The organism is Kumtagia ephedrae, assembly GCF_003012745.1.
GTDB classification, from domain to species: domain Bacteria; phylum Pseudomonadota; class Alphaproteobacteria; order Rhizobiales; family Rhizobiaceae; genus Kumtagia; species Kumtagia ephedrae.
Genome location: NZ_PXYK01000018.1, coordinates 127,386 through 142,504, shown reverse-complemented (window position 1 = coordinate 142,504; position 15,119 = coordinate 127,386). Strand labels below are relative to the sequence as shown.

Sequence of the window (15,119 nt, the reverse complement as noted above, 5' to 3'; positions counted from 1 at the left end):
CATCCGCCTGCAGCTCTTCGCCGCCATGATCGCCTATGCGCTGCTGCGCATTGCCGCCAACGCCAACCGCATCGCCATGCCGATCCTGCGCTTCACCGATCTCGTCGCACAATGCCTGTTCGAGCGCCGCCACATCGCCGCCATCGAACGCCCGCCGCCCGTCAATCCGAGCCATAGAAGACCCCGATGCTCGCCAAACCAGATGGCTTTCCACTATGCATGACTTTCCCCGGACAGCCCTGCCACAAGGGGGAGGGGGACTTTGCGGGCGCGCCAACCATGCGAAACCATCGGCGATTAGCGCCTGGCGGAGACGCAAGCCGATCCCCCTCCCCCTTGTGGGGAGGGGTTAGGGGTGGGGGTTATTCCTTATGCGATTGGCTTGTCCCAAAAGGACAGCACAACCCGGCTATGCGCAATCAGTGCCGGAAATGCCGAACTCCGGTGAACACCATGGCGATGCCGTGCCGGTCGGCGGCGGCGATCACCTCGTCGTCGCGCATCGAGCCGCCCGGCTGGATCACCGCGGTGGCGCCGGCCTCGACCGCCGCCAGCAGGCCGTCGGCGAAGGGGAAGAAGGCGTCGGAGGCGACGACCGAGCCCTTGGTCAGCGGCTCGGCTAGTCCGGCGGCCTCGGTCGCGTCCAGCGCCTTGCGCGCGGCGATGCGCGACGAATCGACCCGGCTCATCTGGCCGGCGCCGACACCCACCGTGGCGCCGTCCTTGGCATAGACGATGGCGTTGGACTTGACGTGCTTGGCGACGCGGAAGGCGAAAGCGAGGTCGGAAAGCTCGGCTTCGCTCGGCGCGCGCCTGGTCACCACCTTGAGGTCGAGCGCGTCGACCACGGCGCTGTCGCGCGACTGCACCAGAAGCCCGCCGGCGACGGATTTCACCGTGACGCCGGCCGCGGCCGGGTCCGGCAGGCCACCGGTCACCAGCAGGCGAAGGTTCTTCTTCGCGGCAATGATGCGGACGGCCTCCTCGCTGGCTTCGGGCGCGATGATCACCTCGGTGAATATCTTGACGATCTCCTCAGCCGCTTCGGCGTCGAGCAGCCGGTTGACGGCGACAATGCCGCCGAAGGCCGAGACCGGGTCGCACGCCAGCGCCTTGGCATAGGCATCGCGCAAGCTGGCACCGACGGCGACGCCGCAGGGATTGGCGTGCTTGATGATGGCGACGGCGGCCGCGCGCGCCGGGTCGAATTCGCCGACCAGCTCGAAAGCGGCGTCGGTGTCGTTGATGTTGTTGTAGGAGAGCTGCTTGCCCTGTAGCTGCCGCGCCGTCGCGACGCCGGGCCGCGCGTCGCCGGTCAGATAGAAGCCCGCCGCCTGGTGCGGGTTCTCGCCGTAGCGCATCACACTCTCCAGCCTGCCGCCGAAGGCGCGCCAGGTCGGATGCTCGATCTCCAGCGCCTCGGCGAACCATTGCGAGATCGCCGCGTCGTAGGCGGCGGAGCGCGAAAACGCCTTGGCCGCCAGCTTCTTGCGGAACTCCAGCGTCAGGCTGCCGGTGTTGAGCTCCAGCGCGTTGAGCACGGCGACATAATCCTCCGGCTCGGTGACGATGGCGACATAGGCATGGTTCTTGGCCGACGCCCGCACCATGGCCGGCCCGCCTATGTCGATGTTCTCCACCACCGACGGATAGTCGGCGCCGGAGCGGCGCACCTCCTCGAACGGGTAGAGATTGACGACGACGAGGTCGATCGGCTCGATGCGGTTCTGCCGCATCGCCTCCGCATGCTCCGGATCGTCGCGCACGCCGAGCAGCGCGCCGTGCACGCCGGGATGCAGCGTCTTCACCCGGCCGTCCATGATCTCGGGAAAGCCGGTGAGCTCGGAGACGTCGCGCACCGCGATCCCCGCCGCCGCGATCGCCTTGGCGGTGCCGCCGGTCGACACCAGCTCGACGCCGCGGCCGGCCAGCGCCTTTGCGAAATCGATCAGGCCGGTCTTGTCGGAGACCGAAAGCAGCGCGCGGCGCACAGGCACGAGATCGGGCGCGGGGATTTTTTTCGAGACGACGGCCATGGCGCGGGCCTTCCGGTCAGGTGGGAGATGCCGCGCGGCCTAGCACAGGATGGCGGGAAATCAAGACTCACCCCCGCGCCGGCTCGATCTCCCGCCGCCGCCTCTGCAGCTGCCAGCGCACCTCCGGCACCTCGGAGGCGTTGAGCGCGAGCACGATCTGGCGGCTGCGGCGCGGGCCGCCGAGGCCGGCGAAGAAGATCGATTCCTCCACCCGCGGCCCGACGCTCGACGACAGCACCCAGCGGTCGGCCTGCGGCGCGGCCAGCACCAGCCGGCCCTTGTTGTCGCGGAACAGCTCGACGTCGGGGTGGAGATGGAAACGGATCGCCACCTGGTCGCGCTCCGGAAAGGCGCCACGCGCGATGAAGCGGTCGACGCCGGACAGAAGGTCGCCGTCGGCCGACAGCGTCAGGCCGCGCTCGTGCCCGAGGCCGAAGCGCTGGAGGTAGCCGTCATGGGCGGCGACGAAGGCCTGGCTGCCGGGCTGGTCGAGCCGGTCGCAGCGGACGGTGCGCGGCCCGTCGACCAGCGGCGCGCCGATGACGCCGCTGATACGCTGCGAATGGCTGAAGCGGGCCGACGAGGTGTCGTCGAGGCAGGCGGTGGAATGCGCGGCGGTGGCGCGGCCGAGCGGCCGCACCTCCTCGGCGCCAAAACTGTCGACGCCGGCATTGACGATGAACTGCTGGCGGCCGGATGACAGCTCGAAGGACAGGCAGCCGGCATGGGCGGCGTCGGCAATCTCGACCGGCGGCGGCGCGCCGGTGTCGGCGATCACCGTGGTGCCACCGAGCGCCAGCCGCTCATAGCCCGAATGCGGCGCATGCAGCAGCGGCGCGCCGGCCGTGTCGTCGTGGCGCAGGATGGCGGCGACGCGTTCGTGGATGGTCACGCCCATGCCGTTGAAATGCGCCAGGCTGCCGTCGCCGTGGCGGAAGAAGCGCAGCGCTGGCAGCATGCGCTCGACGGCGCCGATGAGCGCCTCGGGCGGCGTCTCCGCCTGGTTGGTGTAGGTCTGGCGCAGCGGCAGGAGGTCGGCGAGCAGTTCCAGCAGCGCCATCGGGTTGCGCGAGACATGGCCGCCGTCGGGCAGGATCTGCCGGTCGAGTTCGGCCGCCAGATGGCGGCTGGCGCCGCGCAGCACAGAAGGCGCCGCCGGCAGCGCCAGCGCCGCATAGGCGAGCGCGACGCGGGCGCGCAGCTGCCCCTCGCCGTCCGGCATCTGCCGCGCCACCGAGCGCAGGTAGCGGATCTGCGTGGCCAGCGAGCGCAGGAAGGCCCGGTAGAAGGCCAGCTCCGCCCCCTGCAGCACGACCGGGGAGTGCTGCAGCCAGGCGATGATGCGCTTGGCCGTGGTCGCGGGGTCCCAGGCAGGGCCGGAAATGCGGTTGCCATGCGCCTCGATCCAGTCGGCGACCAGCGCACGCGCATTGGCGGTCGCCAGTTCCGTCCCGGCGGCCCGCATGTGGCGCAGCCAGCGGAAACCGTGCAGCGACTTCAGCCAGCCGCGATCACCGACCTCCAGCACGAAGGGCGAACCGCCGCCGGTCTCGACCAGATGGCCGGAGAGCGGGAAACGGCCGTGATAGATCTCGACGGCGATCTGCGGGTCGGCGAGGCGCAGGTCGGGCGGCGCGATCAGCACGCGCTCCGGCGTGCGGCCGCCGTAGCGCCAGCGGTAGAGCGGGCCGGTGCGCAGGCCCCGGCGGGCGCGCCGCCAGTATTCCCTGGCGATCAGCGCCCACAGGCGCCTGGTGTCGCCGTCCGCCAACAACAGATTCTCCGACCGGGTCATTTTTGCGGCTTGTAGATGATTCAGCCGATCCTGCGAAGGCGGAACGCGCGTCGAGGGGACACAGCCGCTATCTCATGCCACGGCCCGCAGCCGCGCCGCGAAGAATCCGTCGAGGCCGGAAAGCGCGGCATCCGGCAGCACCAGGTCGGCCGGCGTCGTGCGCAGAAATCCTTCCGGCGTGACGAAGCCGTCGGTGCCGGGAATCTCGTCGGGCCGGATCGGGTCGAAAGCGACGACGTCGGTCTCCGCGAGGAAGCCGCGCACCATCTCCTCGCCCTCAAGCGGATCGAGCGAGCAGTTGGAGAAGACGAGCTTTCCGCCCGGATTGAGCAGCCGCACGGCGGCGTCGAGCAGCCGGCGCTGCAGGTCCGCGAGCTTTTCGATGTCGGCCGGCGACTTCGTCCACGGCACGTCGGGATGACGGCGCACCGTGCCGGTGGACGAGCACGGCGCGTCGAGCAGGATGGCGTCGAACGGCGCGTCGGGCCGCCAGGCCAGCACATCCGCCTGGACGATAGCCGCCTCGAGGCCGAGCCGGTCGAGATTGGTCTGCAGCCGCGCCAGCCGGCTGCGCGAGGAATCGACCGCCGTCACGATGGCGCCCGCCGCCGCGAGCTGTGCGGTCTTGCCGCCGGGCGCGGCACAGAGGTCGGCGACGCGCAGGCCCTCGACCGCGCCGAGCAGCCGCGCCGGCAGGGTCGCCGCGGCATCCTGAACCCACCAGGCGCCGTCGTCATAGCCGGGCAGCTCCGGCACCGGCGCCGGCAGCCGGCCGACGCGCACCGAGCCGGTCGGCAGCACGATGCCGCCGAACTCTTGCGCCCAGCGCCGCGGGTCGGATTTCACGGTGAAGTCTGTCGGCGATTCCAGCCGGTGGGCGGCAAGGATCTTCTCCGCCAGCTCCGATCCGTAGGCGGCGCGAAGCCGCGCTGAAAACCACTCCGGCGCATCCTCGGTCGCGGCCAGCGCCTTCGGCAGGTCGGCAGCCTTGTCGCGCGCGATTGCCCGCAGCACGGCGTTGACCAAACCGGCGAAGCGGGCGGTGCGCGGGTCGGCCTTGGCATGGCTGACGGCGAGGTCGACCGCGGCGCTGTCCGGCACGTCGAGGAACAGGACCTGCGTCGCGCCGACATGCAGAATGTGCGACAGCGTCGTAGCATTGGCCGGCAGCGGCGAGCGCAGCCGCGCCGCGACCAGCGCCTCGACGGTGCGGCGATGGCGCAGCGCCGTGACCAGGATCGCCCGCACCAGCGCCCGGTCGCGCGGCTCCAGCGCGCGGAACTGCGGATGGCCGTGCTCGGCATCGGTCAGGCCGTCGAGCGGCGTCCTGGCGTCGACCACGGCCGCGAGCAGCCGCGCCGCCGCCATGCGCGCCGGCAGACCCGGGATGGAGGGCGCGGCGGCCTTGGTTTCTCTGAGGGATTTTGACATCCGGTCGGCCGGGTTCTTTCTGCGGTTTCGCCGGCTTGTGCTGGCGGCTGTTGTTTCGGGGGAATGCGCAAAGACCCTCTCCGTCTTGCCCTTCGGGCGAGACGGAGAGGGGGGTCTTAACAGACAGTCCCGCGATCGGAAATCCGGATTAGCGGATCAGCCGGAAATCACATCCCGGCGCCCAGGGCATCGGCGCAGACCCGCCCGCTCACGACCACGGGCCCTTGCGCGGCCCGGTCGGGTTGCGACCCCAGGGGTTGGATTTCGGCGGCTGCGGCTGTTCCGGCTCGGCGGGAGCGGAGCCGGAACCGCCCCACGGGCCGCCCGACGGCGCGGTGCCGCGCGGCGGCTGCGACGGCGCCTCGGCGCGCGGCTGGGGACGACGGTCGCTCCCGACAGACGCGAACTCCTGCTCCATCGCCTGCAGCGCGGCGATGCGGTTGTCGGTGTTGGGATGCGTCGAGAAAAGATTGTCCATGCGCTCGCCATGCAGCGGATTGATGATGAACAGATGCGCGCTCGCCGGGTTGCGCTCCGCCTCCTCGTTGGGGATGCGCTGCACGTTGCGGGCGATCTTGCCGAGCGCGGCGGCGAGCCACAGCGGGTGTCCGCAGATCTCGGCGCCGCGCCGGTCGGCCGCGTATTCGCGGGTGCGGCTGACCGCCATCTGCACGACCGCCGCCGCCAGCGGCGCCACGATCATGGCGACCAGCACGCCGACGAAGCCGAGCGGATTGTGGTTGTCGCGGTTGCCGCCGAAGAAGAAGGCGAAGTTGCCGAGCATCGAGATCGCGCCGGCAAGCGTCGCGGTGATCGTCATGGTCAGCGTGTCGCGGTTCTGCACATGCGCCAGCTCGTGCGCCATCACGCCCGCCACCTCCTCGTAGGAGAGCCGGTTGAGCAGGCCGGTGGTGGCGGCCACCGCCGCGTTCTCGGGGTTGCGGCCGGTGGCGAAGGCGTTGGGCTGCGGGTTGTCGATGACGTAGACCTTCGGCATCGGCAGGCCGGCGCGCGCCGCCAGGTCGCGCACGATGCGGTAGTATTCGGGCGCGCTGCGCTCGTCGACCTCGACGGCGTTGTGCATGCGCAGCACCATCTTGTCGGCGTTCCAGTAGCTGAACAGGTTCATGCCGGCGGCGATCAGGAAGGCGATCATCATGCCGCCGGAGCCGCCGATCAGATAGCCGACCCCCATGAACAGCGCCGTCATCAGCGCCAGAAGCATCGCGGTCCGCATCACGTTCATCAAAAACTCCTCAAGGCTGTCGCGGCGGTCGTTTCAGGCCGAAACCCCTGCTATATGATGGGGAAGACCGGCGTTTGTTTCAATGATTTCCGAGGTGGCGCGATGGCCGGGACGGCAGAGGACAGGGTCGCGGACGGCATCGAATCCGCGCCGGCGAAGGCGCGGACCGCTGCGGCAAGACGAGCGCTTGCCGAAGCCGAGGCCCGTCGCGCCGAACGCGAGGCGCGCGTCGCCTCCATGCCGCGCGAGGTCGGCGGTCGCGGCGGCGAGGAGCCGGTGCGCTACGGCGACTGGGAAAGCAAGGGAATCGCGCACGATTTCTGACGGCCGTCACTCCTCGTCCCGGCCGGGCTGCGGACCGGCCGAATGTCCGACAGAGCCGGAACGGAATCCGCCCCGTCGCGTTGTTGAAGGCGTTTTCTCCTTCCCGAAGAAGGAGTTCCCCTCAAACGGCGGCGAGGTTCACCATGCTCATACGGCTCGGCTATGAAATCGCGATCAGCTGCACCCAGCCGACGCCGGTGGTCTCGCTTCTCGAGGTGAACAAGGACCGACGACAGGACATCAGGCGCGAGACGCGCGTGCTGACATCGCCGCAGGTGCAAAGTCGCACCTACGAGGACTCCTTCGGCAACACCTGCCGCCGCTTCACCGCGCCGGAAGGCGGGGTGCGGCTCCTCTACGATGCCGTCGTCGAGGACAGTGGCGAGCCCGACGAGGTCAACACGCTGGCACGCGAGACGCCGGTGGAGCGACTGCCGGACGAGGTGCTCGGCTTCCTGCTCGGCAGCCGCTATTGCGAGACCGACCATCTGATGAACCTCGCCTGGGACCGCTTCGGCCACGTGCCGCCGGGCTGGGCCCGCGTCCAGGCGATCGTCGACTATGTGCACACGCGGCTCTCCTTCGGCTACGGCTATGCGCGCTGCACCCGCACCGCCGCGCAGGCCCATGAGGAGCGCGTCGGCGTGTGCCGCGACTTCGCCCATCTGGCCATCGCGCTGTGCCGCTGCATGAACATCCCGGCCCGCTACGTGAACGGCTATCTCGGCGACATCGGCGTCCCGCCCGACCCCGCACCGATGGACTTCAACGCCTGGATCGAAGTCTTCCTCGACGGCAGGTGGTACACTTTCGACCCGCGCCACAACATTCCCCGCATCGGCCGCGTCGTGATCGCCCGCGGCCGCGACGCCACCGACGTGCCGCTCCTGCACACCTTCGGTCCGCACGCGCTGTCGATCTTCAAGGTCTGGACCTACGAGCAGGAAAGCCGCGCCGACCGGCCGCCGGTGACACGCCGCGTCGACCGCACCATGGGCGCCCACGTGCTGGCGTGATCGACCGCCGCCGCCCTTGACTTTGTGGTTGCGCAAATCACGATCGAGGAATACATTCCTAGCTCATGATTTGCGCCCGCTTCCCGATCCTTTGCGCCGTCGCGGCCCTCGCCCTGGCCGGCGCATGGTCGCCTGCCCAGGCGGCCGGCGCCGCGGTCCTGAAAGGACCGGTGGAGGCGCGCGTGCTGTCCGTGCTCGACGGCGACACCTTCCTGGCCGAGGCGCATGTCTGGCCGGGGCAATATGTCGTCGTCAATGTTCGGGTGCGCGGCATCGACGCGCCGGAGATGAAGAGCCGCTGCGCCGCCGAGCGGCAGGCCGCTGAAGCGGCGCGGGACCTGCTGTCGGGCCTGCTCGCCCCGGGAACCGTATCGATCTCCAACATCGGCAGCGCCAAATATTACGGCCGGGTGCTGGCCGACGTGGTCACCGGAGACGGCAAGGTCGTCGCCCGCATGCTGCTCGACCGCGGCGCCGTCCGGCCCTATCGCGGCGGCAAGCGGGGCGGCTGGTGCGGATAGGACAAGCCGCGCTTCGCCGACATCCCTACAGGACGTCGCCTGAAAGGGACTCATGCGACGTGCCGTGGGCCTCGATTGCGCGCATATCTTTGCTTCCAAACCGCTGCACTCCTCGGGAGGCATTGCGATAGCGGGCTAGTCCCGACGCGGCGCGGGAAGCATGGAAGGGGTCAGCCGCCGTTCCATTGCGAGCGCATCAGCTCGTACCAGACTTCGCCGTGCTCGCTGCCCGGAATGGGATCGGGCCAGTCGACGAAAACCGTGCGCGCGTAGTTCATGCCGATCTTTTCCATCACGCGGCGCGACGCGTGGTTCGCCGCCATCGTGGTCGCGACGATCATGTCGTAGCCACCCGTTCCGAATCCCCAGTCGACGAGGGCCGAGGCCCTTCCGAGGCCAACCCCTGCCCCCACGCCGCCCGGCGCAGGCGATAGCCGAGTTCGGCCAGCGCCTCGCTCTCCGGCCACAGGCAGAACCACCCGACGAACGCGCCGTCGGTCGTATGACGCGCCGTCCAGACGTGAGGCTCCGTTCCCCTCGGCCTGAGGAACGTCGCGTTCGGCTCGTCCTGCTCGGGGTCGACGGCATGTCCGCCGTTGAGAAAGCGCATGACCTCCGGGTCGAGCTCGAGATCGATGAAGTCGGCGCGGTCGCTCGGGCGGCAGGGACTGAGCGTCAGGCGCGTCGTCTGCAAAACGGTCACGTGCGAATATCCATCCATCGACCTAGAAAGGTGCCGCCGTCGAGCCGCGCCGGCCCCGCCCCAAAAGAAAAGGACCGCTGCCTCCATGAGACAACGGTCCTTCCGTGGCTTTCGTCCAGCGCGGCCGTCAGCGGCGATCCATCAGGATTGCCAGCCGCACGTAATCGCGCTTCAGCGGGAAGGCTGCTCCCCGAAAAGGCGATCCGCCGAGACCTGACGCTGGGAAACGAAATCACTCGACATCGGATCACCTCCTTTCGATTGGTTGAACACGGCCTTATGATGGGGGCTCGCGACGGGTTTGACAAGGGCATCCGGTCGAGCCGGTTCGAATGTGGTGGCAAATTTTCGCCGCCATCGTTCCCGCCGGCCCCGATGCTGCCCGATCCGGGGGGACGCATGGACACAGGCAAGAGGGCCGTCCGCATCGTTCGCACCGTCATCGAGACGCTGAAGCCGGCGTTCGCGGTCAGGCTGTGGACCGGGGAGCGGATCGGCCCGGCGGCCGGGCCGGTTCTGGTCCTCAACGACAAGGACATCGTCTGGCGGGCGCTGCGCCGGCCCAACCTGTCGACGCTGATCGAAATGTGGGTGTCCAAGGCGGTCGACGTCGAGGGCGGCACGCTGTTCGACCTGTTCGAGCGGCGGGCAGAAGGCAAGTTGCGGGCGAAGCTCAAAACGCTGCCCAAGCTGCAACTGCTGCGCGACCTGCCGGCCGTGCTCATCTCCGGAAGGCCGCGGGCGGGGCCGGCCGACCTCGCCGGCCGCGACCCGTTCGCCAGCGGCTCGAATGCCGAGGCGATACGCCACCACTACGATATCTCCAACGCCTTCTACCGGCTCTTCCTCGACGAGCGCATGGTCTACAGCTGCGGCTATTTCACCGATTTCGCCAATGGCATCGACCAGGCGCAGACGGACAAGCTGGAGCATATCTGCCGCAAGCTCCGGCTGAAGCCCGGCGAACGCCTGCTCGACATCGGCTGCGGCTGGGGCGCCATGCTGATCTACGCCGCCAAGCACTACGGGGTGACCGGGCATGGCGTGTCGCTGTCGGAGCGGCAGACCGAGCTGGCGCGCGAGCGCATCCGCGCCGAAGGCCTGGAGGACCGCATCACCATCGAGATCAAGTCCTATGCCGACCTTGACGGAAGCTTCGACAAGATCTGCTCGATCGGCATGTTCGAGCATCTCGGCATCGCCAACCACGCGGCCTATTTCTCCGCGGTCCGGCGCCTGCTGAAGCCCGACGGCATCTACCTGCACCACGCGATCACCCGCCGCTCGAAGGGCACGATGCGCAGGACGCTGCGCAAGGGCGCCGAATACCGGGCGCTGATCAAATACATCTTCCCCGGCGGCGAGCTCGACACGATCGGCATGACGCTCTCCGGGCTCGAGACGCACGGCTTCCTCGTCTACGACGCGGAGAACCTGCGCGAACACTATGCCCGCACCTGCCGCCTGTGGGCCGAGCGGCTGCGGGACCGGTTCGAGCAGGCGATCGCCGAAGTCGGCGAGCCCCGGGCGCGGCTATGGCTGCTCTATCTGACCGGCTGCTCGATCACCTTCCAGCGCGGCTCGACCCAGATCTTCCAGACGGTGGCCGTCAGGCGCGGCAAGGGCCTGAGCATCCTGCCGCCGACGCGTGCCGACCTCTATCGGTAGCGACGCCTACAGGAAGCGCATCGGCGCGCCGGTCTCGATGCGGGCCGGCTGGTCGACGGTGCAGTAGATGCCGAGATTGTGGCCGTTGTGGCGGACCAGGTTGCGCAGGATGTTCGGATCGTTGTCGAAGCCGTCCTGGGCGATGATGGTGAAGCCGCAGCGGCGGCAGGGCTCCGCCACGGTGAGGTGCAGATCGCCGAGCGCGAGCCGCCGGCCGATCCATTCGGTTTCCGGAAACGACCCGTCGACCTCGGGCATGTCGACGACGATGTTCGGCCGGAAGCGGCGCTGGTCGGGATCGCCGGCCGGATGCAGCGCCTTCAGCCGCGCCAGCGAGGCGGTGGTGATGAGATGGATGGGCGATTTGCTGTAGCGCGCTTCCGTCAGCGGACCGGAGTAGCCGGCGTGCCGATGGAACGGACGGACCGACGCGGCGAAGCCGAGAAAGTCCGAGACGGCGCGGTCGCAGGGTTCGCCCGGCGCCGGCAGCCAGTCGCTTCCCGGCACCGCGACCTCCAGGCGCCCCTCGGCCGACAGCCGCGCCTTGATGCGCGGCACCGGATGCCATCGGCTGGCGCCGTCCGGCCGGGCGATCTCGCCGCTCTCCGCATCGACCACACCGAACAGCCGGTCGCCGACGACGCCGTCCGTGTCCACCGACAGGCTCGACATGGGCTCGCCGCCCAGCGAGCTCGCCGGATAGCGCCAGAGACCGGAGACATGGCCGAGTTCGCTCATTTCCGATCTCTCACGATGTGAAGGCGGCACCCACTACTGCAAGTGCCGAGCGATCGCCAGCAACGCGGAAGCTTCCGGGCTGATAACCTCGATGTGGTTACGTTCAAAAAGTGTGGAGACTTCCTGGAAAGCCTCGTCGGATGGGCCTGGTCCTGCGGGTCCCTCGACTGCAAATGTCACGTGTTCGGGCAATTGCCTTCTTAGGCGATTGACTCGAAAGAGCCACTTATTGGCGTGATCAAAAATGTTCATCGGCTCCTTCTGCCCCAGGTAGATGGGCTTGAGGACAATTCTGTCTTCGCCGTCTTTGTCGCCGACGAATGGAAACCGTGCGGTATAGAGTCCGTCGCTGTAAACCTTGCTCCTGAACCGCGCGCTGATTTGCTGGTTGCTCAGCAGCTGGCGGACATGCCGCTCCAGCAGCCTCTCCTTGTATTCGATATCCGCGAAGGCACGCGCGACGTAGTGATCGAACAGTTGGTCAAGCAGCGCTGCTGGATCGAGGTGCATTGCATAGCGAACGTCGCTATAGCGTATGATGCCTTCGCGATCCTTGGTCAGCGTGGCGAATAGGTGTTCAGCGCTTTCGCCTGGCATGAGGCTGAGGCGCGACTGTCCGGTACGATCGTACCCTGCAAGCCGCTGAAGTTCAGATCGGCAATCACCCAAAACCTGCCGGATCAGGCGAGCGTCCAACGCATCGAAAAATGCCGTCAGACGTCCTATCCGTCTCGTCTCGATGCGAAAATCCAAGTAGCCCATTTCTGGGGCCACTAGGACTACGCCGATGTTGGCGAACTCCTCCGTCTCCACATGCGGCTGGAAGCGGATAATTGCGTAGCGTACGGCCAACCTGTTCATCATCGAGACCACATCGCGGCAGTATCAAATCGCCTAAGGATTGCCAAAGCCGCCGACGGATCAAAGCCACTGTCGACGGTAAGTTGATCGTCAAGATAACTCCAGCGCTCGGGAAGCGCACCGCAAAAGTCGTTCCATCTCCCCAAACACCGATCGCATTGTTCCGACCAAATGTCCTGGAGGGAAGGCGTATCGATGACTTCGGTAAGGAAAGTACCGAAGAGATGCTGGGCCTCGAGCCCAGCAAGGCTCACCGATTGGTCGAAGGCGAGATTGTGGTCGATCACGAACGGGCAGCCGAGGGAGACTTCCCAAAGGATATTGGGATTGCCTCCGTGTTCGGACAAGGTCCGATCGCCATTCATGATCCACCAGTCAAAGACCGCGATCCGTCGCTTCATTGCGTCGGGTATTTTTCCTGCTTCCGTCGTTGTTATCTCGTTCACGTTAGGAATCGCTTTCGATCCGAACACTGGACCATGCCCGAGATCGGCCAGCAGGCCATGGCGTCCCAACTCGTAGAGACCGCGAGGCACGTTGAGTATCGAGAAATTCGGGATAGGCAGCCCGAACGCTTCCGCCAGCGAACCCGCCAACCATTCCTTTGCAAGTGACGCAAAACCGGCGCCCTTGCCCTTCACGAAATAAAGCGCGCCGTCCTCCGTCTTGCAGATATAAGGCTGTGTGACGCCCTGCTCCGTGCGACGAATGACCTCTATGATGTCGATTGTCGTCTACCCCTTCTTGTTCTGCCGGTTCGTCACAAGGTCGTCGACCACCGCCGGATCGGCCAGCGTCGAGGTGTCGCCGAGCGCGCCGAAATCGTCCTCGGCGATCTTGCGCAGGATGCGGCGCATGATCTTGCCGGAGCGGGTCTTCGGCAGGCCGGGCGCGAACTGCAGCTTGTCCGGCGAGGCGATGGCGCCGATCTCCTTGCGCACATGCGCGACCAGCTCCTTGCGCAACTCGTCGGAACCCTGCTCGCCGGCCATCAGCGTCACGTAGCAGTAGATGCCCTGGCCCTTGATGTCGTGCGGATAGCCGACGACCGCCGCCTCCGACACTTTTGGATGGCTGACCAGCGCCGACTCGACCTCGGCGGTGCCCATGCGATGGCCCGACACGTTGATGACGTCGTCGACGCGGCCGGTGATCCAGTAGTAGCCGTCGGCGTCGCGGCGGCAGCCGTCGCCGGTGAAATATTTGCCCTTGTAGGTGGAGAAGTAGGTCTGCACGAAGCGCTCGTGATCGCCATAGACGGTGCGCATCTGCCCCGGCCACGAATCGACGATGCAGAGATTGCCGTCGGTGGCGCCCTCCAGCACCTTGCCTTCGTTGTCCACGAGCTGCGGCTGCACGCCGAAGAACGGCCGCGTCGCCGATCCGGCCTTGAGGTCGGTGGCGCCGGGCAGCGGCGTGATCAGGATGCCGCCGGTCTCGGTCTGCCACCAGGTGTCGACGATCGGCACGTTGCCGTCGCCGACGACGTTGAAATACCACTCCCAGGCCTCGGGATTGATCGGCTCGCCGACCGAGCCCAGCACGCGCAGGCTCCTGCGCGAGGTGTTCTTCACAGGCGCGTCGCCGGCACCCATGAGCGCGCGGATGGCGGTCGGGGCGGTGTAGAAGATGTTGACCTTGTGCTTGTCGACCACCTCCCAGAAGCGCGACACCGACGGATAGTTAGGCACGCCCTCGAACATCAGCGTGGTGGCGCCGTTGGCGAGCGGCCCGTAGAGGATGTAGCTGTGGCCGGTCACCCAGCCGACATCGGCCGTGCACCAGTAGATGTCGCCGTCGTGGTAGTCGAAGACGTACTGGTGGGTCATCGAGGCGTAGACGAGATAGCCGCCGGACGTGTGCAGCACGCCCTTCGGCTTGCCGGTCGAACCCGAGGTGTACAGGATGAACAGCGGGTCTTCCGCGTTCATCCGCTCCGGCTCGTTGTCGGCCGACACCGCCGCGGTCTCCTCGTGGTACCAGAGGTCGCGGCCGTCGGCCCAGCCGATCCTGCCGCCGGTGCGGCGCACCACCAGCACGTTCTTCACCATGACGTGATGCCGGGCGGCGATGTCTACCGCCTTGTCGGTGTTCTCCTTCAGCGGGATGGCCTTGCCGCCGCGCAGGCCCTCGTCGGCGGTGATCACGAAGGTCGATTCGGCGTCGACGATGCGTCCGGCCAGCGAATCCGGCGAGAAGCCGCCGAACACCACCGAATGCACGGCGCCGACGCGGGTGCAGGCGAGCATCGCATAGGCCGCCTCAGGGATCATCGGCATGTAGATGGTGACGCGGTCGCCTCGTCTGACGCCGTGCTTCTTCAAGACGTTGGCGAGCCGGCAGACTTGCTCGTGCAGCTCGCGATAGGTGATCTTCCTGTCCTCGGCCGGGTCGTCGCCCTCCCAGATGATGGCCACATGGTCGCCGCGCGTCGCCAGGTGCCGGTCGATGCAGTTGTGGGAGACGTTGAGCTCGCCGTCCTCGAACCACTTGATCGAGACGGGGGCGTCGAAGGTGGTGTTCTTCACCTTGCCGTAGGGCTTGAACCAGTCGATCCGCTTGCCGTGCTCGGCCCAGAACCGCTCGGGATCCGCGACGCTCTCGGCGTACCATTTCTGATAGGTCTCGTTGTCGATCAGCGCGCGCTCCCTCCAGGCGGGCTGCACCTTGTGGACATGGACCTCGGACATGGAATTCTCCTCCCTTGCGGTCGATATGGGCGTGCCCTGCCGCCACATTCCGGACCGGCGATGCGGTTTTCGGGCGGCATTTATTATCAA

Annotated in this window: 12 protein-coding genes and 2 pseudogenes; 5 read left to right on the top strand and 9 right to left on the bottom strand. The window is 67.4% G+C overall.

The window, feature by feature from the left end; genetic code table 11:
• Positions 1–223: pseudogene (locus tag C7I84_RS18820) on the top strand (IS4 family transposase); the annotation flags it as partial.
• A 196-nt stretch (positions 224–419) separates the two neighbouring features.
• Here the strand turns inward: C7I84_RS18820 and purH are convergent.
• The 4 genes from purH to htpX all read right to left on the bottom strand — a co-directional run bounded on the left by purH (position 420) and on the right by htpX (position 6,508).
• Entirely contained in the window at positions 420–2,036 is a 1,617-nt protein-coding gene (gene purH / locus C7I84_RS18815; RefSeq protein ID WP_106773755.1) for a bifunctional phosphoribosylaminoimidazolecarboxamide formyltransferase/IMP cyclohydrolase, read from the bottom strand.
• A gap of 67 nt (positions 2,037–2,103) precedes the next feature.
• Positions 2,104–3,831, bottom strand: coding sequence for a heparinase II/III family protein (locus C7I84_RS18810; RefSeq protein ID WP_106773754.1), 1,728 nt, complete (start codon positions 3,829–3,831; stop codon positions 2,104–2,106).
• Between the two features lie 72 nt (positions 3,832–3,903).
• Positions 3,904–5,262, bottom strand: coding sequence for an RsmB/NOP family class I SAM-dependent RNA methyltransferase (locus C7I84_RS18805; protein ID WP_106773753.1), 1,359 nt, complete (start codon positions 5,260–5,262; stop codon positions 3,904–3,906).
• 208 nt (positions 5,263–5,470) lie between these two features.
• On the bottom strand, positions 5,471–6,508 hold the full coding sequence (gene htpX, locus C7I84_RS18800; protein ID WP_106773752.1) for a zinc metalloprotease HtpX: 1,038 nt from the start codon (positions 6,506–6,508) through the stop codon (positions 5,471–5,473).
• A 102-nt stretch (positions 6,509–6,610) separates the two neighbouring features.
• Here htpX and C7I84_RS18795 point away from each other — a divergent pair, with 102 nt between their 5' ends.
• The 3 genes from C7I84_RS18795 to C7I84_RS18785 all read left to right on the top strand — a co-directional run bounded on the left by C7I84_RS18795 (position 6,611) and on the right by C7I84_RS18785 (position 8,369).
• Positions 6,611–6,832, top strand: coding sequence for a DUF1674 domain-containing protein (locus tag C7I84_RS18795; RefSeq protein ID WP_106773751.1), 222 nt, complete (start codon positions 6,611–6,613; stop codon positions 6,830–6,832).
• 143 nt (positions 6,833–6,975) lie between these two features.
• Positions 6,976–7,848: a transglutaminase-like domain-containing protein gene (locus tag C7I84_RS18790; protein ID WP_106773750.1), complete on the top strand. Its 873-nt coding sequence runs from the start codon at positions 6,976–6,978 to the stop codon at positions 7,846–7,848.
• Positions 7,849–7,913: 65 nt separating this feature from the next.
• Positions 7,914–8,369: a thermonuclease family protein gene (locus tag C7I84_RS18785; RefSeq protein ID WP_106773749.1), complete on the top strand. Its 456-nt coding sequence runs from the start codon at positions 7,914–7,916 to the stop codon at positions 8,367–8,369.
• A 170-nt stretch (positions 8,370–8,539) separates the two neighbouring features.
• Here C7I84_RS18785 and C7I84_RS18780 read toward each other — a convergent pair.
• Positions 8,540–9,090: pseudogene (locus C7I84_RS18780) on the bottom strand (GNAT family N-acetyltransferase).
• A gap of 381 nt (positions 9,091–9,471) precedes the next feature.
• On the opposite strand from C7I84_RS18780, the gene C7I84_RS18775 reads away from it, so the two are divergent.
• The gene (locus C7I84_RS18775) at positions 9,472–10,740 is read left to right on the top strand and encodes an SAM-dependent methyltransferase (RefSeq protein ID WP_106773762.1); all 1,269 of its coding nucleotides are present in this window, start codon (positions 9,472–9,474) and stop codon (positions 10,738–10,740) included.
• 6 nt (positions 10,741–10,746) lie between these two features.
• Here the strand turns inward: C7I84_RS18775 and C7I84_RS18770 are convergent, their stop codons facing one another.
• The 4 genes from C7I84_RS18770 to acs are packed head-to-tail and all read right to left on the bottom strand — an operon-like array spanning position 10,747 to position 15,029.
• Complete coding sequence (locus C7I84_RS18770; protein WP_106773748.1) at positions 10,747–11,478, bottom strand: MOSC domain-containing protein; 732 nt, start codon at positions 11,476–11,478, stop codon at positions 10,747–10,749.
• 33 nt (positions 11,479–11,511) lie between these two features.
• Positions 11,512–12,342 (bottom strand): DUF3037 domain-containing protein, encoded by an 831-nt coding sequence (locus C7I84_RS18765; protein WP_106773747.1) that lies wholly within the window; start codon positions 12,340–12,342, stop codon positions 11,512–11,514.
• Complete coding sequence (locus tag C7I84_RS29735) at positions 12,339–13,049, bottom strand: HipA family kinase (protein WP_342587167.1); 711 nt, start codon at positions 13,047–13,049, stop codon at positions 12,339–12,341. Before C7I84_RS29735 ends, C7I84_RS18765 begins: the two co-directional genes overlap by 4 nt.
• A 24-nt stretch (positions 13,050–13,073) precedes the next feature.
• The gene (gene acs / locus C7I84_RS18755; RefSeq protein WP_106773745.1) at positions 13,074–15,029 is read right to left on the bottom strand and encodes an acetate--CoA ligase; all 1,956 of its coding nucleotides are present in this window, start codon (positions 15,027–15,029) and stop codon (positions 13,074–13,076) included.
• Positions 15,030–15,119: the final 90 nt, after the last annotated feature.